The sequence below is a fragment of the Micromonospora sp. NPDC049275 genome (assembly GCF_043197115.1).
Classification (GTDB): domain Bacteria; phylum Actinomycetota; class Actinomycetes; order Mycobacteriales; family Micromonosporaceae; genus Micromonospora.
Window position 1 is genome coordinate 183,966 of sequence record NZ_JBICSN010000002.1, and the last position, 20,735, is coordinate 204,700.

The following is a 20,735-nucleotide window of genomic DNA, read 5'->3' on the forward strand; positions in this document are numbered from 1 at the left end:
GATCAGCTCGACACCCCGTCCCCCCGCGTCGTTCGGAGTCCGCCCGTGTACGTCCGCACCCCCGGTGCCCGCCGCACCGCCATCCCCACCACCCTCCTCGTGACCGGTCTACTCGGCACCCTGCTCATCGCCGGCTGCGGGCACGACGACGACCCGTCCGCGGCCACCCCCGCGACGCCGCCGACGTCGGCCGCCGCACCGACCTCCGCTGGTTCGCCGGCCTCGACGGACAGTCCCACTCCCTCCGCGACCGCCAGCACGCCCGCTGTCGACCGCGAGATCACCGTGACCATCGCCAAGAGACGGATCAGCCCGCCGACCGGCCGGGTGACAGTGGCCAAGGGCCAACTGGTCCGGATCACGGTCACCTCGGACGTCGCCGACGAACTGCACGTGCACGGCTACGACCTGGGCGCCCGACTGCCCGCCGCCAAGCCCGCCTCGGTGGAGTTCCGGGCCGACAAGACCGGGCTGTTCGAGGTGGAGACGCACGAGACCGAGCTGGTGCTGTTCCAGCTCCTCGTCCGCTGAGCCCGATGACCGCCGGACCCGCGCTGCTGGCGCACGGCGTCGGCGGCCGTCAGGACCTGCCGATCACGCTGCCCGAACTGGTCGTCGCCGCCGCCCTCACCCTTGTCGTCACGTTCGTCGCCCTGGGCCTGCTCTGGCGCGAGCCACGCCTCGACCGGGACGCCGCCGGTGGTCGGCCGGTGCCCGACCGGCTGGCCGGCTTCGTCGACGCCCCCGCGTTCCGGTGGACGCTGCGTGGACTGGGACTGCTCGCCGCCGGCTGGTTCTGCGTGGGCCTGCTCGCCGGGCCGGACACCCCGGACAACCCGACGGCCGGCGCGCTCTACGTGCTCCTCTGGGTCGGGCTGGTTCCCGTCTCGCTGCTGTTCGGTCCGGTCTGGCGGGCGGTCAGCCCACTGCGTACGGTGCATCTGCTCGTCGCCCTGGCGGCGCGGCGCGATCCGGCGCGCGGCGTCCGGGAGCTGCCCGCCGGCCTGGGGCTCTGGCCGGCCGCGCTCACCCTGTTCGGGTTCGTCTGGCTGGAACTGGTCGCGCCGGAGCGTGCCACCCTGCCGGTCATCACCGCGTGGCTGGCCGGGTACGCCGTGGTCATGCTGGGTGGGGCCGCGCTGTTCGGCGCGGACTGGTTCGACAGGGCCGATCCGTTCGAGGTCTACGGCGCGCTCGTCGGGCGGCTCGCCCCGATCGGCAGGGCCGCCGACGGTGTGCTGGTGTGGCGCAACCCGCTCGACGGGATCGCCGGGCTGCGACCCCGCCCCGGACTCGTCGCGGTGGTGATCGTGCTGCTCGGCTCGACCCTGTTCGACAGCCTCTCCAACGCGCCGGCGTGGCTGCGCTTCGCCCAGGAGAACGGCCTGCACCCGGCGGTCACCGGCAGCGCCGGACTGGTCGGGGTCATCGGCGTCGTCGCCGTGGCGTACCTCGTCGCCACCGTCGCCGCCGCCCGCGTCGGTCGCGCGGGATCGGCCGGTGCCGCGGACCCGGCGGTCAGTGTCGGGTCCCGGCGGGTGCCGGGCGAACTCGCGCACTCGATCGTGCCGATCGCCGTGGGTTACGTGGTGGCGCACTACTACTCGCTGCTGATCCTGGAGGGTCAGCGCACCGTCGCCCTGCTGTCCGACCCCCGCGACACCGGAGCGGACTGGTTCGGCACGGCGGGTTGGCAACCGCACACCGCGCTCGTCACCCCGTCCGGGGTGGCCAACCTGCAGATCACCGTCATCATCGTCGGGCACCTGCTCGGCACACTGCTCGCCCACGACCGCGCCCTGTACCTGTTCCCCCGGGCGCGGGCGGTCGCCGGTCAGCTCCCGCTGCTCGCGCTGATGGTCGCGTACACCGTCGCCGGACTGCTGCTGCTCTACGCCGGTTAGGGCGGCGCACCGGCCCGGTGCCGACGTGCCCGCGAACACGGGTGAGGATGGGGCGTGGACTCCGCTCTTCGGCGCTACCTCGACGACCTCGTGGACACCGCCCGGGACGTGCTCGGCGGCGACCTCGTCGGCGCGTACGCGGCCGGCTCGGTGGGTCTCGGCGCGTACCAGGCCGGCCGCAGCGACGTGGACGTGGCGCTGGTCTGCGCCGGCCCGCTGACCGAGGCGGCCAAGGTGGCGCTTGTGGCGCGGCTGCGGCACGAGGCGCTGCCCTGCCCGGCACGCGGGCTGGAACTGGTCGTGTACCGGCGGGCGGTGGCCGCGGCCGGCAGCCCCGAGCCCGGCTTCGAGGTCGAGCTGAACACCGGGCAGGCGATGCCGTTCCGCCGCACCCTCGACCCGGCCGACCGCCCGCCGAGCGACGGCCGGTTCTGGTACGCGCTGGACCGCAGCATCCTGCACCAGAGCGGGCTGGCGCTGGCCGGGCCGCCGGCCGGGGAGGTCTTCGCCGACCTCACCCCGGCCGACAGGCGCCGCCTGCTGATCGAGGCGCTGACCTGGTGGCTGGCCCTGCCGACGCCGCCGGGTGAGAGGCCCGCGCCCGGCGCGGAGGACGCGGTGCTCGGCGCCTGCCGTTCCCTGGTGTGCCACCGTGACGGTGTGTGGCTGTCCAAGGTGGCGGCCGGCCGGCGGCTCGTCGACACCGGCGACCCGGCCGAGGTGATCCGCCGGGCGATCGCCGCGCGGCACGGCGGGCCACCGCCCACGGGTACCCAGGCGCGCGCCTTCCAGGAGCGGGTACGCGCCGAGATCGCCGGCTGACCTCACCCGGCGGGACGTGCTCAGCGTTGTCGGGCCGGCTCAGCGCACCGGGCGGGACTTCAGCGACGCGAAGAGCAGGTTGAGGCCCTCGGTCATCGTCGGATGCGTGATGACCGCGTCCCGCAGCGCGGTCCACGGCATCGAGGTGAGCATGGCCAACTGCACCGAGGTGATCACCTCGCCCGCCTCCGGGCCGAGCAGCGCCGCGCCCAGGATCTGGTCGGTGCGGGCGTCGATCACCGCCTTCCACATGCCCCGCGTCTGGCGCAGGGTGCGGGCCCGGGGGATCGCGGCGACGGGCAGATGGGCCACCTGGACGTCGTACCCGGCGCGGCGCGCGTCGCTCTCGCTGAGACCGACCCGCGCCAGCTCCGGGGTGGTGAAGACGGTGTACGGGATGAGCCGGCCCGCCGTGCTGCGCTGCTCACCGGCCAGGTTCGCCCGGATGATCCGGTAGTCGTCGAGCGAGGCGTGGGTGAACTGCGGGCTGCCGGCGACGTCCCCGGCGGCCCACGTCCGCTCGGCGCTGGTACGCAGGTACTCGTCGACGACCACGAAGCCCCGGTCGTTGAGGCGGACACCTGCCGCGTCCAGCCCCAGCCCGTCGGTCACAGGCGCCCGACCGGCCGCCACGAGCACCTCGTCCCCGGTCACCACGCTGCCGTCGTCGAGGGTGATCCGGGCCGTACCGTCGGCGTCGCGGTCGACCCGGGCGACAGTCACCCCGACGCGTACGTCGATGCCGTCGTCGAGGAAGACCCGCATCATCGCGTCGCCGATGTCCGGGTCCTCGCGGGTGAGCAGTTGGGGACCGCCCTCGATCACCGTCACCGCGCTGCCGAACGACGCGAACATCTGCGCGAACTCCACCCCGACCGTGCCGCCGCCGAGCACCACCAGCCGTGCCGGCAGCCGATCCAGGCGCAGCAGGTCGTCGCTTGTCAGCACCCCGGCCTCGACCATCCCGGGTACGGACGGCAGATACGGGCGGGTGCCCGTGTTGATGACCACGTCGTCGCCGCGCAGCAGTCGTTCGCCGCCGTCGGCCAGCGACACCTGCACGGTCCGCGCGCCCACGAACCGCGCCTGACCGATCACCAGGTGCAGACCCGAGTCGAGGAACTGCTGCCGGTTGGCGGCGACCATCCCCTCGACGACGTCCTGCTTGTGCGCCCGCAGCAGGTCCACGTCGACCCGGCCGCCCTGGACCACGAGGCCGAGCGCGGCGGCGTCGCGGAGCTGGCGAGCCGCCCGCGCGCTCGTCACCAACGCCTTCGTGGGGATGCACGCGACGTTTATGCAGCTGCCGCCGATCATGCCGCGTTCCACCATCGCCACCCGACGGCCGGACCGGGCGACGTCCATGCTGAGTGTCTTGCCGGCCTTGCCGCCACCCACGACGAGCAGGTCGAAGTCCTCCGGTTGGTCGGTCACGGGGCTCCTCTCGGCCGCGCGGCGCTCCTGGTCGCCGGTCCGGCCGGCGGCCGTCGGTGCGTGTCGGCCAACCCAGCCTGCCAGCTCCGCTGGGACGTTCGGGACGATTCCGCGCATAACCGCCTTGGCGTACGTCGTCCCCGACCGTCGCGACCGGCCCACCGCGCGCGGGTCGATCCTCGGCCGGGCTCCCCGTCGTCAGCGGTAGACCGTTACCCGGGGCCCGCGCGCAGGCGCACGGACCCGGGTGCACGGCGAGGTCAGTGCCGGGCGGTGCCGTTGTCGCTGACCGGTTGCCCGAAGGCCAGGAACGGTACGGGCGTCGGAGGCTCGGGCCGCGTGAAGATCGGCTCGGGGCGGTTGGCCTGCATCCCCGACGTGGCCGTCCGATCGGTCGGCTCCACCGGATACCGCAGGGGCACCCCAGCCGGGCGCTCACCGCCGGCCTGGTCACCACCGGTGCGCTCGGCGTCGGCGTGCTCGGCGTCGGCGTGCTCGGCCTCGGGGTGCTCGGCCTCAGGGTGCTCGGCCTCGGGGTGCTCGGCGTCGGAGTGCTCGGCCTCGGCCCGGGTCTGGTCGGCCCGGCTGTCGTCTGCGTCGCCCCGGTCTGCGTCGCCCCGGTCTGCGTCGGCCCGGTCGGCGTCGGCCCGGTCGCTCGCGGGCCGGTCGACGGGGAGCAGGTCGACACCGGTGCGGGCCGCGCTCGACCGGGAACCGACCATCGGGTACTCGGCGGTCTCCGTACCGCCGGCCGCGGCGGCCATCACGGCGGCAGCGGCCAGGTCGGCCACCCGCTTCGCCTCCCGCTGCACCCGGGCGCGGACGTCCTTGGCGTGCCGCTCGGCGGAATCGCCGGCCCGTCGGGCCTCGTCCAGCCGGGTCGCCTCGGCGGTCAGGTCCCGCCGCACCTCACTCAACCGCTGCTGGACGCGGGACAGCTCGTTCTCCAGGGCCTCGCCCTCCCGGCGGACCTCGGCGAGCTGCTGCTGGGCAGTCTCCAACTCGGCGTGCAGTTCGGCCGACTCCTCCCGACGCTCAGCGATCTCCTGCTGAAGCGCGGTCAGCTGCTCCCGGTGGCTGGCCGCCTGCTCGTCGGCCCGGTTCCGCAGTTCGGTCACATGCTGCTGCGCCTCGGCCAGCAGCGCGGCGATCTGCTGCTCGGTGAAGCTGCGCTGCTCGGCCAGCTCGTCCTCCGCGGCCGCCTGCAACTCGGCGATCTCCTGCTCGGCGGCGCTGCGCCGCTCGGCGACCTCGCGCTCCACACCGGCCTGCCACTGGGCCATCTCCTGCTGGTTCTTGGCCCGCGCCGCCTGGACCTCCTGCTGGATCTGGGTGCGGGCCGACTTCATCAGGGCGTCGGCGGCGACGCGTGTCTGGTTGAGCTGCTGCGCGCTCTGCTCGGTGATGCGCTTCGACTCGTGCTGGGCGCGCTCGTGCGCGGCCTCGCCGTCGGCGCGCAACTGCTCGGCGCGCTCCCGGATCGCGGTCAGCTCCGCCTCGGCCACCGCGCGTCGCTCCTCGTACGCCTGCTCCTGCTCGGTGCGCCGCGCGGCCAGCTCCTCCGACAGGTCCTGGCGTGCCTGCGCGGCCCGCTCGCGGGTGTCGGCGAGGATCCGCTCCGCCTCGGTGCGCAACTCGTTGGCCCGGTCGCTTGCCGACTCGGTGATGAGGGCGGCCTGCTTCTCGGCGAGGGTGAGGATCTCGCCGACCATCGGGCCCAGGTCCTGGAATGAGGCGCGGTCCACCTGTACCGGCTGCTCGTGCAGCTCGGCCAGCTCGGCGCGCAGCCGCTGCACCTCGGCGGTCAGCTCACGAACCCGCACCGCCGAGCGCCCGTGCTCGCCGCTGAGCATCGCGATCTGGCCGTCGAGCTGCTCCAGGTGCCGGTCCACCTGGCGTTTGTCGTAGCCGCGCAGGGCGAGCTCGAAGCTCGGCCGCGAGGCCGCGTCGTCGCGTGCTGCGAGCGGCTCAGCGCCGATGGACATGCACCATCCTCCGTACGATCGGGGGCGTCAGGGCCGGCTGTCGGCCGCCCCTGCGGGCCGTGAGTGTGGCGCAACGCTACCGCCGAGCCCACTCCGGTGCGAAGGCCCGCCCCGTCTCGATGCCGCACGCTTGTCGATCGTGGAGTCGTGGCGTCCGGAAGGCCCTGATCCGCGGCTCTTGTCATCCGCCACGACTCCACGATCGACAGGTTCAGCGGCGGCGAGCCAGCAGAACCGCGTCGTGGTGGACGACGTCGTGCGGGCCGGGACGGGCGCGGGTGTCGGTGGCGAGCACGTCCCACCGGGTCGGGTCCAGCGAGGCCGCCACGTCCTCGGCCGTGTACATCATGTCCGGCATGTGCATCCGGTGCCCCGACGTCCACAGGTCCGACGGGTGGTGCCCGACGATCAGCAGCACGCCGCCCGGGGCCACCGCGTCGGCCAGCCTGGCGAACAGCTCCCGCCGTGGTGTCGGGGGCAGGTGCATGAACTGCGCCGACACCAGGTCGTACGCCTGCTCGGCGGGCGGCTTGTCACGCAGGTCGACGTGTGTGAACTCGATCCGGTCCGCGACACCGGCGGCCTCGGCGTGCTCGGCGGCCCGGGTCAGCGCGGTGGTCGAGATGTCCACAGCCGTCACCCGCCAGCCCCGCTCGGCCAGCCACACGGCGTCGGCGCCCTCACCGCTGCCCACGTCCAGGGCTCGCCCCGGCGCCAGGTCCGTGGCCTCGGCGACGAGTTGAGGGTTCGGGCGGCCACTCCACACCGCCGGCTTGGACTGGTACCGCTCCTCCCACGCCGGCTCCTCGAAGGTCGTGGCCACCAACTGCCGGTACGCGGTCACCGCGTCGCGGGTGTCCTCGGCGATGAGGTCGGCGTTGATCGCCGCCGCGGCGGTGAGGCCGGCGGCGGCGGAGGTGATGACCTGGCCTCGCAGGTCGGCCACGTTGCCGGCCACCCAGACACCCGGCACCGTCGTCGCGCCTGTCGCGTCGGCCGGGATCTGGGTGCCGATCACGTGCCCGCCCATCGTCACCTCCTCGGGGGCCAGGCCCAGCCCCACCAGCAGGTCGGCGCGGGGCACCGTGCGGGTCCCGACCACCACCACCTCGAGGGCCACCACCCGGCTGTCGGCGAGCCGTACTCCACTCAGCATGTCCCCGTCCACCTCCAGCGCGGCGACCGGGCCGGGCACCACCGCGATTCCCCGCGCGGCGAGTCGCTCGGCCGTCTCCTCGTCCGGGGTCGGGGCGTCGTGCAGCAGGAGCAGCACGTCGGAGGTCCACTGCCGCCACATCTCGGCCTGGTGCACGGACATCGGCCCGGTCGCCAGCACACCGACCCGCCGGTCCCGCGCCTCCCAGCCGTGGCAGTACGGGCAGTGCAGCACGTCACGGCCCCACCGCTGCGCCACTCCGGGCACGTCGGGCAACTGGTCGGTGAGCCCGGTGGCCACCAGCAGGCGACGGGCCCACACCGAAGCACCGTCGTCGAGGGCGAGGCGGAAGCCGTCGCCGTCGCGGCTCGCGGTTTGCACCCGGCCGGCGCGGAACTGCCCGCCGTACCCGGCCACCTCGGCGCGTCCGGCCGCGAGCAGCTCACCCGGAGGCGTGCCCTCCCGGCCCAGGTAGTTGTGCACGTGGTCGGCCGGCGCGTTGCGCGGCTCGCCGGAGTCGATCACCAGCACCGACCGCCGGGCCCGGCTCAGTGCCAGCGCACCGCTGAGCCCGGCCGCGCCGCCGCCCACCACCACCACGTCGTATGTCTCGTCCACCGGATCGTCCCCCTACTTGTCGGCTGAGCCCACCATCCGTCGCCGTCGCCCCGGTGGCAAGTATCGTTGCCGTTATGGCAAACGAGGACAGCGCCGCGCTGGCGGCCGTCGGCCCCCGACTACGTGCCCTGCGCCATCAGCGCGGCACCACGCTGACCCAGCTCGCCGAGCTGACCGGCATCTCGGTGAGCACCCTGTCCCGGCTGGAGTCCGGCACCCGCCGGCCCACCCTGGAGCTGCTGCTCCCGCTCGCGCGGGCGTACCAGGTGGCGCTGGACGAGCTGGTGGACGCCCCGGCCACCGGCGACCCTCGCGTACGCCCCAAGCCGATAGTCATGCACGGCGTGACATACCTGCCGCTGACCCGCCGACCGGGCGGCCTCCAGGCGTTCAAGCAGATCCTCCCGCCGGACCCGACCGCCGGGGGGCGGACCCCACAGACCCATGAGGGGTACGAGTGGCTCTACGTGCTCTCGGGTCGGCTGCGCCTGCTGCTGGGTGACCGCGACATCATCCTGACGCCCGGGGAGGTGGCCGAGTTCGACACCCGCGTCCCGCACCTGATCATGAATCCCGGCCCCGGCGCCGCCGAGGCGCTCAGTCTCTTCGGGCCGCAGGGGGAGCGGCTGCACGTCCGCGCCCGCCCCGCCACGTCCGACCGGGAGACCGAGCGCTGATCATTCGCGGCCGTGCGCACCGCCCAACCTGCTGGTGACCTGCCGCGAGGGCCGGACCGGTTCCCCTCCGGTCCGACCCTCGCGAACGTTCCGCGCTAGGCGCGGAGTCTGCGCTGCCGGACGACCAGCAGCAACGCGGCACCGAGGAGCACCGCGAGCACACCGGCCGACATCCAGCCGCCGATCGGGAACGACGTGCCGGTCACCGGCAGCTTCCCCTTCACCGGGATGGTGATGGTGGACTCCGGCGCCACCGGCGCGGGGCCCTCCGGCGGGGTACCGGTCGCCGTCGCGGTGTTGCGCAGCGAGCCGTGGTGGTAGTCGGCCTTGCTGACCGTGTACGTCGCCGCACAGGTCACGGCAGCACCGGCGGCCAGGGTGACCGAGCCGTTGGGTGTCCGCTCCGGGCCGCAGGTGATCGGGCCGAGGTTGGCGGATGCCGCCGGTGCCGTGAGGGTGTCGGTGACAGTCACGTCGGTAAGCGCCACGCGGCCGGTGTTGGTGACCACGAACTGGAACGGCACCTGCTGACCCGGACGAGTGATCTTCTCGGTGCTGCTGGACTTCACCACCGTGATGGCGGCGCCGCCCCGGGTGGCCGTGACCTCGGCGGTGGCCGGTCGGGAGCGTACCGGTGACGGTGGTTGTTGGCCGGGGATGGTCGGCGGCGTGCCGGCCGCCACGGCCGTGTTCGTGATCGTGCCGGCGTCGATGTCCGCCGCGGTGACGGCGTAGGTCGACGTGCAGGTGGTGCTCGCCCCGGCGGCCAGGGTGACGCTGCCGTTGGCGACCGGCGGGCTGCCGCACGTGATCGCCCCGGGCGTGCCGGTGCCGGAGAACTCCGTCTCGTCGACGTTCACCGCGCTGAGCGCGGTGGTGCCGGTGTTGGTCACCACGAACCGGTACGTGACCACGTCACCTGCTGTCGACACCACCGTGGGTGTGACCGACTTGGTGATGGCGATCGCCGGGTGCGGGATCGGGATGTCCAACGGGGACGGCGGTGAGACCGGCGGCGGCCCGAACGGTGGCGTGCCGGTGGCGGTGGCGACGTTGCGCAGCGACGAGCCGGCGAACTCCTCCGCCGTGACGATGTAGGTCGTCCGGCACTGGATGGACGCGCCCGGCGTCAGGGTCACCTCGCCGTTCGGGATGTTCTGCGGTCCGCACGTGATCTCGCCGAGCTCGCCCCGCTCGGACGGCGGCAACACGGTGTCGTTGACTGTCACTCCGGTCAGCGTGAGGCCGCCGGTGTTGACCACCAGGAAGGTGTACGGCACCTCCTGGCCCGCCGCGGTGATCGCCACGGTGGTCGACGACTTGATCACGTCGATGTCGACCACGAGCCCCGCCTGGGGAATGGTCAACGTCGAGGGCGGCGAGTTCACAGGCGTACCCCCGGGTGGGGTGCCGTGTGCGGTGGCGGTGTCGGTGACGCCGTTGTTGTCGAGGTCGGCCTGGGTGACCGTGTAGGTGGCCGTGCAGGCGGTGGACTCACCCGGCGCGAGGGTCGTCGTCGCGCAGGTGATCGGGCCGAGGTTGGCGTTGGACGAGGGCGGTGCCTGGACGTCCGTGACGTTCACGCTGGTCAGGGTGAGCCCGCCGGTGTTGACGACGTGGAACCGGTAGGGCACCTGCTGCCCGACCGTGCCGATCGTGGTGACGTCGGAGACCTTGACCACCGAGATCGTGGCGACCAGCCCGGATTCGGGGATCGTCAGTGTGGACGGCGGCGAGTTCACCGGAGTCTCGGTGCCCGGTGGCGTGCCGTGCGCGGTGGCGGTGTCGGCGACCGCGTTGTTGTCCAGGTCCGCCTGGGTGACGGTGTAGGTGGCCGTGCAGGCGGTCACCGCACCCGGCGCGAGCGTGGTCTGTGGGCAGGTGATCGGGCCGAGGTTGGCGTTGGACGAGGGTGGCGTCTGCGCGTCGGTGACGTTGACGTTCGTAAGCGTGACGCCACCGGTGTTGATCGCGAGGAACTGGTAGGGGACCTGCTGCCCGACAGTGGTGATCGTCGTCGTGGTGGACGACTTGACGACCGAGAGCGACGGCGTGACGTCGGCCGCCGGGATGGTCAGCACGACCTGGTCCGAGTCGACCGGCTCCTCGGTCCCCGTCGGGGTGCCGTGTGCGGTGGCGATGTCGGTCAGTTCGTCATGGTCCAGGTCGGCCTGGGTGACGGTGTAGGTCGCGGTGCACGTCGTTGTCTGGCCGGGGCTGAGGGTGGTCTGTGGGCAGGTGAGCGGGCCGAGGTTCGCGTTCGACGACGGCGGGTCCTGCACATCGGTGACGTTGACGTTGTTCAGCGTGATGCCACCGGTGTTGGCGACCAGGAACTGGTAGGGCACCTGCTGACCCACGGAGCTGATCGTCTCGGTGGTGGAGAACTTCACCATCGCGATGGCCGGAAACACGTTACCGGTCGGGATGGTCAGCGTCGACGGCGGCGACTGCACAGGAGTAGCTCCGCCGGGCGGGGTGCCGTGTGCGGTTGCGGTGTCGCGCACCAGGCCCGCGTCCAGGTCCGCTTGGGTGACCAGGTACGTGGCCGTGCACGCGGTGCGGGCGCCGGGGGCGAGGGTGGTGGCGACGCAGGTGATGGGGCCGAGGTTGGCGTTAGACGACGGCGGCGACTGCACGTCGGTGACACCGACGTTGGTCAGGGTGAGCCCGCCGGTGTTGACCACATGGAACGAGTACGGCACCTGCTGCCCGATCACACTGATCGTGGTGGTCGTGGACGTCTTCAGGACCGCGATCGAGGCGACCAGGCCGGTCTCCGGCAGGGTCAGCGTCGAGGGTGGCGAGTCCACCGGCGTACCGCCGGGTGGGGTGCCGTGTGCGGTGGCGGTGTTGGTGACCCCGTCGTTGTCGAGGTCGGCCTGGGTGACGGTGTAGGTCGCGGTGCACCCGGTCCGCGCGCCGGGCGCGAGGGTGGTGGCTGCGCAGGTGATCGGGCCGAGGTTGTCGTTCGACGAGGGCGGTGCCTGCACGTCGGTGACGTTGACGTTGGTCAGGGTGAGTCCGCCGGTGTTGACCACGTGGAACGAGTACGGCACCTGCTGCCCGACGGTCGTGATCGAGGCGGTGGTGGAGGTCTTCGTCACCGTTATCGACGGGATCAGCCCCGCCGCCGGGATGGTCAGCGTGGACGGCGGTGAGGTGACCGGGGGACCGGTGGGTGGCGTACCCCGGGCGGTGGCGGTGTCGGCGACCCGGTCGTTGTCGAGGTCGGCCTGGGTGACGGTGTACGTGGCGGTGCAGGTGGTGGTCGCGCCCGGCGCGAGGGTGGTGGCGGCGCAGGTGATCGGGCCGAGGTTGTCGTTCGACGAGGGCGGGGTCTGCACGTCGGTGACGCCGACGTTGGTGAGGGTGAGGCCGCCGGTGTTGGCGATCAGGTACCGGTAGGGCACCTGCTGGCCCACCGAGGTGATGGACGTGGTGGTCGACGACTTCACGACGGTGACGGCGGCGGTGAGCGACTGCGCCGGAATGGTCAGGGTGTCCGGATCGGACACCACAGGCGGTCCGGTGGGTGGGGAGCCCTGGGCGGTGCCGACGTTCGTGACACCGCCGTTGTCGAGGTCCGCCTGGGTGACCGTGTAGGTGGCGGTGCACGCCGTCCGCGCGCCCGGCGCGAGGGTGGTGGCCACGCAGGTGATCGGGCCGAGGTTGTCGTTGGACGAGGGCGGGGTCTGCTGGTCGGTGACCGAGATGGTGGTGAGGGGGACGCCGCCGGTGTTGACCACGTGGAACGAGTACGGCACCTGCTGGCCGACGGTCGTGATCACCGTGGTGGTCGACGCCTTGATCAGGTCGATGCCGGCCGGGCTCGCGCCCGCACAGGACAGCGTGGTGCTGAACGGGAAGTAGTGGATCTCGCCGCCGCGGTGGTCAAGCGTACGGGTGATCACGCTGCCCTCGGTGTTGCTGGCCGAGAGGTCGGTGAGGCTGGCGTTGGGGGCGTAGATGGTGCCCTCGACCGTGGCGGCCCCCGGCGTGAGGGTGAGCGCCGTGGCGGTCGGGAAGTTCAGCAGGACGTAGCGCGCCTGCGGGCCACCGATGCCGGAGAAGTTCGGGGCGGTCCAGGCGAACGTGTTGCCGACGCCCGTGGTGTCCACGTTGACCAGCAGCGGGGTGCTGGCGGTGGGCTGGTTGGCGAAGGTGAGCGTCTGGATGTTGGCCAGGTCGGCGGCGGTCAGGTTCAGCACGTTCGTCACGCCCGGGGTGAGGGTGACCACTGCGTTGCTGCCCGCAGGGATCGGCCGGGGGAGCACGTCGCCGTTCGGTGTCCGGAGCACCACCGTGTTGTCGCAGGTGGCGAGGCCGGCGGTCGTGTCGCGGAAGGCGGCGAAGGCGCCCGCGAAGTTGATCGGCGAGGTGGGCCCGACGCTGGCCACGGGCTGCCTGGTGACAAGCTCCACCCGCGGGGACGCGTCGTAGTTGTTCGACGGCAGGATCCGCGTGTTGACCTGGGCGCCGTTGTTGTCGGTGTCGCGCACGAAGGTGCCGGTCAGGTCGCCGACCTTGGCGTACCCGTTGGAGAGCACCTGCAGACGGGTGCCACCGACGCTGCCGGCGAAGTTCACGCGCCCGCCGACGACCAGGGCGCTCGGTCGGGCGTCGCCCGGTACGACGAACGACCCGGCGGTCGCCCCGGCGAGTTGGTAGTTGCCGAAGGTGAGGTCTCCGCCGACGGCGAGGGTGCCCTCGTTCTCGTCGCTGACGACGTTGGCGTCGCCCTCGGTCATGACCCCGAAGCTCAGCGCCTCGGCGACCGGGTCCACCGGTCCGACGTCCTCGGCCGCGGTCAGTACCCGATTCGGCAGGGGCGCGGCCGGCGTCGGCGCCAGCAGCGCGTTCACCGCCAGGATGGCGCCGACGGCGGTAAGCGCCGCCGCGCGGGTCCTGCGGCTACCCCACGAAGAAATCCTCATCACGCCCCCGTTGTGTCCGATGTGCCAGGGGAGCGTAGCGAGGCAAATGTCGACCTATGAGCTATTTGTCCGAAATGATGACGGGGGTGGGAGATCAGCGCGGCGCGGCCAGCGGCGGCGCCGACGGCCCGAAGGTGGTCAGGAACCGGTCCCGGAAGGTGTCCATCGGCCACACCGGCGCCTGCGGGCCGGGCCGTAGGCCGTCCTGCCAGCCCCATCCCGCGACCCGGTTCAGGACCGCCGGGTCCCGGGCCACGATGGTGATCGGCACGTCCCGGCTCGCGCCCTCGCCTGTCACCACCGGGGCCGGCTGGTGATCGCCGAGGAAGACCAGCACCAGATCGTCGTCGCCGTAGGTCTGCACGTAGGAGATCAGCGTCTCCAGCGAGTAGGCCACGGCCTGCCGGTAGCCGGCCCGGATCCGGCCGGTGTCCCGGTCGTCGGAAGCGCCGTCGTTCCTCGCGCCGGCGTCACCGTGGTAGACCGCGCCGTCGCCCACCTCGTCCCAGCCGATCAGGTGGGGCACCGCCGTCCACGGGGAGTGGCTGGAGATGAGCGGGATCTCCGCCATGATCGGACGGTCCGCGCCCGCGCGGACCTGCCGCTGAAAGAACGACAGCGTGTACTGATCGGGCATCGGGGCGTAACTGAACTTCGGGCCCCGATAATCGAGCGCCGCGGCGTCGTAGTAGCGGTCGTAGGAGAAGAACCCCCGCTCCGGCCAGGGCTGGGTCGCCGCCGGCAGCACTCCGACGGTCTGCCAACCGGCTCGGCGGAACGCGCCGTTGAGGGTGAGCCGGTCGCTGGCCAGCAGAGAGCGGTGGCGCTGTTCGTTGTTCGTCCACAGACCCGACAGCAGCGTGTCGTGGGCCAACCAACTGCCGCCGCCGAACGTCGGGGAGGTGAGGAAGCCGCTGCGCGCGCCGTACCCGGCCGCGCGCAGCCGCTCCGTCCCGGTGTCCAACACCGCGTTCACCTGCGGCGCCAGCTCTGGATCCTCGACGGCGTCGCGCCCGTAGCTCTCCACGAAGGCGAGGACGACGTCCTTGCCGCGCAACCCGGTCAGCAGTTGGTCACCCGGGACGTCCTGGAACGGGTCGGCGTCGATCTGGGCGGTGAACCGGCCACGGTCGCCCAGCCGGGCGTCCACCTGCTCGGCGTGCGCGCCGACAAGCGCGGTGGTCCCGGCGTCGGCCACCGGCACGCCCGGGACGATCCGCACCCCGACGACCGCGCAGAGCACCCAGGCGACGGTCGACGCGGCCACCGCCCGCGTCGCCACCCGCTCGTGGCCGACCAGCAGCGACGCCAGCCGCCGCACCGCCACGGTCACCGCCACCAGCAGCGCGCCCACCAGCAGCACGACGCCCACCACCGCGCCGACCGCGCCGGCCCGCCCGGCCGAGTCCCGCACGAACCCGTACGCGTCGTCGAGCAGCAGCCAGTCCAGCACCAGGTCGAACGGCCGGTCGAGGGCCGTGCGGAAACCCAGGTCGGCGAGCTTCACGATGGCCAGCAGCCCGAGCAGCGGCCCCACCACCGCCACCACCACCCGCCGGGGCCGTGGCGGCAACGCCAGCAGCAGCGCCGCGACGAGCAGACCCTCCAGCGGGATGCGCAGGAACGCGCCGGGCGTCAGCTCGCCGAGCCGGTCCGGGCCGACCAGGACCGCGTACACCAGACCCACGGCCAGCACCGCGCCGGCCGCCGACCACGTCCGCCGCGCACGGCCGCGCCGCACGGGCGACACCACGGGAGTACGCCCCGAAGCGTCACCGGTCGGGGCGGGGCTCGGGCGTTGGCGGGCGGTCAGCCGGCGCAGCCGGGAGGGAAGGCTCATCACGACCTCCAGTCGGAGTGGACCGTACCGCCCGAGCGGAGCGCAAGCGCGGGCACCGGTCCGGGGACCGGCAGCAGCGGCGGCACGACGAGCGGCGCGTGCCCGCCCAGCGGGAGCAGGGGCAGCGCCACAGGTGCGGCGGGCGTGGCGATCGGCGGCGCGACCGCGATCGGCGCGGTGACGGTCGGCGCGGTGACCGTCGGCACGGTGACCGTCGGCGCGGTGACCTGCGGCGCGGCCGGGCGGCGGTGCCACAGCCAGGCCACGTCGCGGCCGAACGACTCGACAAGCAGGGCCAGCGCCGCCACCAGGACCACGGTGGTCCACGGCTCCGGCAGCACCCGCGCGGCGGCGACCGCCAACACCACCCCCTGCGCGGCGGCCACCACCTTGCGCCAGTAGCGCGGCGGCAACGCGGCACGCAGCCAGGGCAGCACGGCGCTCGCCGCGACGAAGACGTACCGCATCGCGCCGACGGCCAGCACCCAACTCCCGGCCGCCGGGGCGACGTACACGCTGAGAACCAGGATGAGGAACGCGTCGACCTCCATGTCGAAGCGGGCCCCGAGCGCGCTGACCGTGCCCGTGCTGCGGGCGACCTGACCGTCCACCGCGTCCAGCAGCAGGGCCACCGCGCTCACGGCGACCAGCAGCCCCACCGGCGTCGGACGGCCGAACGAGTCCACCACCAGCGCGGTCACCGCGCCGACCAGGACGGCCCGGGCCAGCGTCACCCGGTCCGCGGGACCGAGACGGGACGCGCCGGCCAGGTGCAGGCCCCGGCTCAACGCGAGGCAGGTGAACGCCGCGTAGCCGGCCCCGGCCAGCCAACCCGCCGCGCTCAGACCCACGGTGGCGGCCAACGCCGCCAGCACGACCAACTGCGCGCTCAGCCCGATCACCGGACCGCTTCGAACTGTGGGCACCGTACCTCCGTGTTTATGATCGACGACCCCGACAGGGAACACGGAAATCAGGGCCGTTCGGTTCGACAGGGACAAAAGGTGAGGTGTGCGAGGGTGATCCGCGAGGCGTACGCCTGCTGGGTGCGCGAGCCCGGCGCGGCGGAGATCCGGCCGGTGTCGCTGCCCGCTCCGGGGCCCGACGAGGTGCTGGTGCGAGCCCGCTACTCCGGGGTCAGCCGGGGCACCGAGACGCTTGTGTTCGCCGGTCGAGTGCCCGTCGACCAGTACGCGGCGATGCGCGCCCCGTTTCAGGAGGGCGACTTCCCGGGCCCGGTCAAGTACGGCTACCTCAGCGTCGGCGTGGTCGAGCAGGGCCCGCCGGAGCTGCTCGGGCGTACGGTGTTCTGCCTGCACCCGCACCAGAGCGCGTACGTCGTGCCGGCGACCGCAGTGGTGCCGGTGCCGGACGACGTACCGCCCGCCCGCGCCGTGCTCGCCGGCACTGTGGAGACCGCCGTGAACGCCCTGTGGGACGCCGCGCCCCTGGTCGGCGACCGGGTCAGCGTCGTCGGCGCGGGCATGGTGGGCTGCTGCGTCGCGGCGCTGCTCGCCCGGTTCCCCGGCGTGCAGGTCGAGCTTGTCGACACCGACGCCCGCCGGGCCGGGATCGCCGGCGCCCTCGGTGTCGGGTTCGCCCAGCCGGGCGACGCGACAGGCGACCGGGACCTGGTGGTGCACGCCAGCGCCACCTCCGCCGGCCTGCAACACGCGCTGGACCTGCTCGCGCCCGAGGGCACGGTGATCGAGTTGAGCTGGTACGGCGACCGGCCGGTGCAGGTGTCGCTGGGCGGCGCCTTCCACTCCGGACGGCTGACCGTGCGCAGCAGCCAGGTCGGCATGGTCGCGCCCGCACGGCGGGGCCGCCGCAGCTACACCGACCGGCTGGCGCTGGCCCTGGACCTGCTCGACGACCCGGCCTTCGACGCGCTGATCACCGGCGCGTCCCGGTTCGCGGAGCTGCCCGACGTACTCGCCCGACTGAGCACGGGTGACCTGCCCGCGCTCTGCCACCTCATCACCTACGACGACGGGGAGTGACAGTGTTCAGCGTGACAGTTCGAGATCACATGATGATCGCCCACAGTTTCCGGGGCGAGGTGTTCGGGCCGGCCCAGCGCCTGCACGGGGCGACGTTCGTGGTGGACGCGACGTTCCGCCGCCCCGACCTGGACGCCGACGGCATCGTCGTGGACATCGGCCTGGCCACCGAGCAGCTGCGGGCCGTGGTCGGCGAGCTGTCCTACCGCAACCTCGACGACGAGCCCGCGTTCGCCGGAATGAACACCACCACCGAGGTGCTGGCCCGTACCGTCGCCGACCGCCTGGCGGAGCGCGTGCACGCCGGTCAGCTGGGCGCGGGGGCGCGTGAGCTGGCCGGCATCACCGTCACCCTGCACGAGTCACACGTCGCCTGGGCCAGCTACGAGCGGTCGCTGTGACCGACGCGGGCCGGCCGACGCCGGCCCACGCCGCCGTGGTCGTCGGCGCGCACGGCAGGACGGTGCACGTCGTCCTGCCCGGCGACATCGACGACCCGGCAACGCCCAGCGGCGGCAACGCCTACGACCGGCGGGTCTGCGCCGGTCTCGGCGAGAGCGGTTGGGTGGTGCGGGAGCACCCGACGCCCGGAGCGTGGCCGCACCCCGACCCGGCCGCCCGGGCGGTGCTGGCCCGGCTGCTCGCCGCCCTGCCGGACGACGCCGTCGTGCTCGTCGACGGCCTGATCGCCTCGACCGTGCCGGACCTGCTCGCCCCGCACGCCCGACGGCTGCGCCTCGTCGTGCTGGTGCACATGCCCCTGAACGACGAGGCCGAGGGCCGGGCGCTGGCCACCGCGCGGGCCGTCGTCACCACGAGCGAGTGGACCCGCCGTCGCCTGCTGGCCCGCCACTGGTTGTCCGCCGACCGTGTCCGCGTCGCACCGCCGGGAGTGACGCCCGCGACACCGGCGCCCTCCGGCTCGGCGGCCGGCGACCGGCTGCTCTGCGTCGCCGCGGTCACCCGGCACAAGGGCCACGACGTGCTTGTCGACGCCCTGTGCGTGCTGGCCGAGATGCCCTGGACGCTTGTCTGCGCCGGCACGCTGACCCGGGAACCCGAGCTGGTGCGCCGGCTGCGCGACCGGCTCGCCGGCGCCGGGCTGGCGGAACGGGTCCGGCTGGCCGGCCCGCTGACTCCTGCGGCGCTCGATGCCGCGTACGCCGCCGCCGATCTGCTCGTGCTGCCGTCGCGCGGCGAGACGTACGGGATGGTCGTCACCGAGGCGCTGGCCCGGGGCGTGCCGGTGCTGGGCACCCAGGTGGGTGGCCTGCCGGAGGCGCTCGGTCGTGCGCCCGACGGTGACCTGCCGGGGCTGCTGGTCCCGCCGGACGACCCGGCCGCCCTGGCCGGCGCCCTGAGCTGGTGGTGGGGTGACGAGGAGCTGCGGGCCCGGCTCCGGCGTGCCGCGCTCGCCCGCCGCGACACCCTGACCGACTGGCCGGCGACGACCGCGCGCCTGGCCGCAGTGCTCAAGGAGGTGGCGGAGTGACCGTCGAGGAGACCCTGCCGTTCGCCGACTGGCTGCGTCTGCGCGAGCCGGCCGACGCGGCGGCCCGCGCCGAGGACCTGGTGGACGCCGTCCGGCCCCCGCTGACCGGCGACGCCCCGATCCTGATCCACGACCTGGGCAGCGGCACCGGCTCGATGAGCCGCTGGCTGGCGGCGCGGCTGAGCGGGCCGCAGCACTGGGTGCTGCACGACCGCGACGCCGATCTGCTGGCCCGCGCGGCCGACGGCATGGCCGGGGTGACCGCCGCCGACGGAGCGCCGGTCACCGTCGACACCCGTTGCGGCGACCTGACCCGGCTGAGCGCCGCCGACCTGTCCGACGGCGCGCTTGTCACCGCGTCCGCGCTGCTGGACATGTTGACCGCCGAGGAGGTCGATCGGGTGGTGGCCGCCTGCGTCGACGCCGACCGTCCCGCCCTGTTCGCGGTCTCGGTGACCGGACGGGTCCGGCTCACCCCGGCCGACCCCCTCGACGCCGAGGTCCAGGAGGCGTTCAACGCGCACCAGCGGCGTGCCGTCGACGGCCGCCGGCTGCTCGGCCCGGACGCCGTCGCCGCCACCGCCGCCGCGTTCGCCCGGCGGGGCGTGCGCGTACGGGAGCGGCCCAGCCCGTGGCGGCTCGGCCCGGAGCAGGCCGACCTGGCCGCCGAGTGGTTCCGCGGTTGGCTGGGCGCCGCCTGCGAGCAACGCTCCGATCTGGTCGGTCCGGCCCGGGCGTACGCCCAGCGCCGGCTGGCCGACGCGGCCGCCGGCCGGCTCGGCGTGATTGTCGAACATCAGGACCTGCTGGCCGGCGGATGAACCGTCGCCGCCCTGGGTACGTGCTCTAGAGAGAGTGGACGATCTTCGGGGAGGACCGGCGTCGATGCTGTGGGCCTGGGCACGAGTGGTCGGCGGGGTGGGCCTGCTCGCCGTCCTGCTGTGGCAGGTGGGTGGCGGCCCGTTCCTCGCCGGCGTACGGCTGATCAACGCGCCGTCCCTGGCCGCGGCCCTGCTCATCGGCGTGCTCACCACTGTCTGCGCGGCGTGGCGGTGGAGCCTCGTCGCCGGTGGCCTCGGCGTACGCCTGCCGTTGTCGACCGCCGTGGCGCACTGCTACCGGGCGGTGTTCCTCAACGCCACGTTGCCCGGCGGGGTGCTCGGGGACGTGCACCGGGCGGTGCGCCACGGCCGCGACGCCGGCGATGTCAGCCGGGGCATCCGCGCGGTGATCTGGGAACGTACCGCCGGCCAGGTGGTCCTGGTGGGTGTCGCGCTTGTGGTGCTCGCGGCGTTCCCGTCCCCGGTGCGGCCGTACCTGCCGGCCGCCGCCGCCCTGCTGCTCGCGGGTGGGCTGGCAGTCGTGTTGCTGGCGCGGCTCCTGCCCGGCACCGGCCGCTCCCGGTGGGCCCGCGGCGTACGGACCGCCGTGGCGGACGTCCGTGCCGGCCTGCTGGCCCGACGGACCTGGCTCGGCGTCCTTGTCGCCTCCGCCGTGATGGTCGCCGGTCACCTGGCCACCTTCCTGCTGGCGGCGCGGACCGCCGGCTCCGACGCCCCGCTCACCCGGCTGCTGCCCCTGACACTGCTCGCCCTGCTCGCCATGGGCCTGCCCCTGAACGTCGCCGGCTTCGGCCCCCGTGAGGGGGTGGCCGCGTGGGTGTTCGGCGCGGCCGGGCTCAGCGCGGCCGAAGGTGTCGCCACCGCCACCGTCTACGGCGCCCTCGTCCTGGTGGCCAGCCTGCCCGGCGCGGCAGTCCTGCTCGCCCGACGGGCCCACAATCCCGCCACCGCTCGGGAAGCTGCCTCCGGCGGCGGCTGTTGAGTCAGTGGTGAGACGGTACGCGCCGTCGCCTCCGGGCGGCGCC

At 73.7% G+C, this 20,735-nt stretch carries 15 protein-coding genes; 9 read left to right on the forward strand and 6 right to left on the reverse strand.

The features are described from left to right. Positions 1 to 45 precede the first annotated feature (45 nt). From ACGFIE_RS06275 to ACGFIE_RS06285, 3 genes are read left to right on the forward strand one after another with little or no spacing between them, the layout of a single operon-like run. A complete protein-coding gene (locus tag ACGFIE_RS06275; RefSeq protein ID WP_393291645.1) occupies positions 46 to 531 on the forward strand; it encodes a hypothetical protein in 486 nt (161 codons plus the stop codon). 5 nt (positions 532 to 536) lie between these two features. Then, positions 537 to 1,904 carry a hypothetical protein gene (locus tag ACGFIE_RS06280; RefSeq protein WP_393291648.1) on the forward strand — a complete coding sequence of 456 codons (1,368 nt, stop codon included), beginning with the start codon at positions 537 to 539 and terminating at the stop codon, positions 1,902 to 1,904. Positions 1,905 to 1,958: 54 nt separating this feature from the next. After that, positions 1,959 to 2,726, forward strand: a complete 768-nt coding sequence (locus ACGFIE_RS06285; protein WP_393291651.1) for a nucleotidyltransferase domain-containing protein — start codon at positions 1,959 to 1,961, stop codon at positions 2,724 to 2,726. Between the two features lie 39 nt (positions 2,727 to 2,765). On the opposite strand, the gene ACGFIE_RS06290 is transcribed toward ACGFIE_RS06285, so the two are convergent. From ACGFIE_RS06290 to ACGFIE_RS06300, 3 genes are all read right to left on the reverse strand, one after another. After that, on the reverse strand, positions 2,766 to 4,160 hold the full coding sequence (locus ACGFIE_RS06290) for a dihydrolipoyl dehydrogenase family protein (protein ID WP_393291654.1): 1,395 nt from the start codon (positions 4,158 to 4,160) through the stop codon (positions 2,766 to 2,768). Between the two features lie 260 nt (positions 4,161 to 4,420). Further along, positions 4,421 to 6,145, reverse strand: a complete 1,725-nt coding sequence (locus ACGFIE_RS06295; RefSeq protein WP_393291656.1) for a hypothetical protein — start codon at positions 6,143 to 6,145, stop codon at positions 4,421 to 4,423. A 211-nt stretch (positions 6,146 to 6,356) separates the two neighbouring features. After that, entirely contained in the window at positions 6,357 to 7,919 is a 1,563-nt protein-coding gene (locus ACGFIE_RS06300) for an FAD-dependent oxidoreductase (RefSeq protein WP_393291658.1), read from the reverse strand. A gap of 74 nt (positions 7,920 to 7,993) precedes the next feature. Between ACGFIE_RS06300 and ACGFIE_RS06305 the strand changes: the two genes are divergently transcribed. Further along, on the forward strand, positions 7,994 to 8,596 hold the full coding sequence (locus ACGFIE_RS06305) for a helix-turn-helix domain-containing protein (protein WP_393291660.1): 603 nt from the start codon (positions 7,994 to 7,996) through the stop codon (positions 8,594 to 8,596). A gap of 95 nt (positions 8,597 to 8,691) precedes the next feature. On the opposite strand, the gene ACGFIE_RS06310 is transcribed toward ACGFIE_RS06305, so the two are convergent. The 3 genes from ACGFIE_RS06310 to ACGFIE_RS06320 form a co-directional block, all read right to left on the reverse strand. Beyond that, the gene (locus ACGFIE_RS06310) at positions 8,692 to 13,533 is read right to left on the reverse strand and encodes a collagen-binding domain-containing protein (protein WP_393291663.1); all 4,842 of its coding nucleotides are present in this window, start codon (positions 13,531 to 13,533) and stop codon (positions 8,692 to 8,694) included. Between the two features lie 94 nt (positions 13,534 to 13,627). Then, positions 13,628 to 15,373 carry a sulfatase-like hydrolase/transferase gene (locus ACGFIE_RS06315; protein WP_393291665.1) on the reverse strand — a complete coding sequence of 582 codons (1,746 nt, stop codon included), beginning with the start codon at positions 15,371 to 15,373 and terminating at the stop codon, positions 13,628 to 13,630. Beyond that, positions 15,373 to 16,299, reverse strand: a complete 927-nt coding sequence (locus ACGFIE_RS06320; protein ID WP_393291667.1) for a CDP-alcohol phosphatidyltransferase family protein — start codon at positions 16,297 to 16,299, stop codon at positions 15,373 to 15,375. The genes ACGFIE_RS06315 and ACGFIE_RS06320 overlap by 1 nt, the downstream gene beginning before the upstream one ends. 93 nt (positions 16,300 to 16,392) lie before the next feature. Here ACGFIE_RS06320 and ACGFIE_RS06325 point away from each other — a divergent pair, with 93 nt between their 5' ends. The 5 genes from ACGFIE_RS06325 (at position 16,393) to ACGFIE_RS06345 (ending at position 20,692) form a co-directional block, all read left to right on the forward strand. Next, complete coding sequence (locus tag ACGFIE_RS06325) at positions 16,393 to 17,376, forward strand: dehydrogenase (protein WP_393291670.1); 984 nt, start codon at positions 16,393 to 16,395, stop codon at positions 17,374 to 17,376. A gap of 2 nt (positions 17,377 to 17,378) precedes the next feature. Beyond that, positions 17,379 to 17,777, forward strand: a complete 399-nt coding sequence (locus ACGFIE_RS06330) for a 6-carboxytetrahydropterin synthase (protein WP_363681877.1) — start codon at positions 17,379 to 17,381, stop codon at positions 17,775 to 17,777. Between the two features lie 35 nt (positions 17,778 to 17,812). Continuing rightward, the gene (locus ACGFIE_RS06335; protein WP_393293180.1) at positions 17,813 to 18,868 is read left to right on the forward strand and encodes a glycosyltransferase family 4 protein; all 1,056 of its coding nucleotides are present in this window, start codon (positions 17,813 to 17,815) and stop codon (positions 18,866 to 18,868) included. Continuing rightward, positions 18,865 to 19,689 (forward strand): class I SAM-dependent methyltransferase, encoded by an 825-nt coding sequence (locus ACGFIE_RS06340; RefSeq protein ID WP_393291672.1) that lies wholly within the window; start codon positions 18,865 to 18,867, stop codon positions 19,687 to 19,689. Before ACGFIE_RS06335 ends, ACGFIE_RS06340 begins: the two co-directional genes overlap by 4 nt. Before the next feature lie 64 nt (positions 19,690 to 19,753). Continuing rightward, positions 19,754 to 20,692, forward strand: coding sequence for a lysylphosphatidylglycerol synthase transmembrane domain-containing protein (locus ACGFIE_RS06345; protein WP_393291674.1), 939 nt, complete (start codon positions 19,754 to 19,756; stop codon positions 20,690 to 20,692). Positions 20,693 to 20,735: the final 43 nt, after the last annotated feature.

Coding starts and splice junctions, on each gene's coding strand:
- ACGFIE_RS06280 (WP_393291648.1), top strand. CDS start 537: ATGACCGCCGGACCCGCGCTGCTGGCGCACGGCGTCGGCGGCCGTCAG.
- ACGFIE_RS06305 (WP_393291660.1), top strand. CDS start 7,994: ATGGCAAACGAGGACAGCGCCGCGCTGGCGGCCGTCGGCCCCCGACTA.
- ACGFIE_RS06315 (WP_393291665.1), bottom strand. CDS start 15,373: ATGAGCCTTCCCTCCCGGCTGCGCCGGCTGACCGCCCGCCAACGCCCG.
- ACGFIE_RS06345 (WP_393291674.1), top strand. CDS start 19,754: ATGCTGTGGGCCTGGGCACGAGTGGTCGGCGGGGTGGGCCTGCTCGCC.
- ACGFIE_RS06310 (WP_393291663.1), bottom strand. CDS start 13,533: ATGAGGATTTCTTCGTGGGGTAGCCGCAGGACCCGCGCGGCGGCGCTT.
- ACGFIE_RS06295 (WP_393291656.1), bottom strand. CDS start 6,145: ATGTCCATCGGCGCTGAGCCGCTCGCAGCACGCGACGACGCGGCCTCG.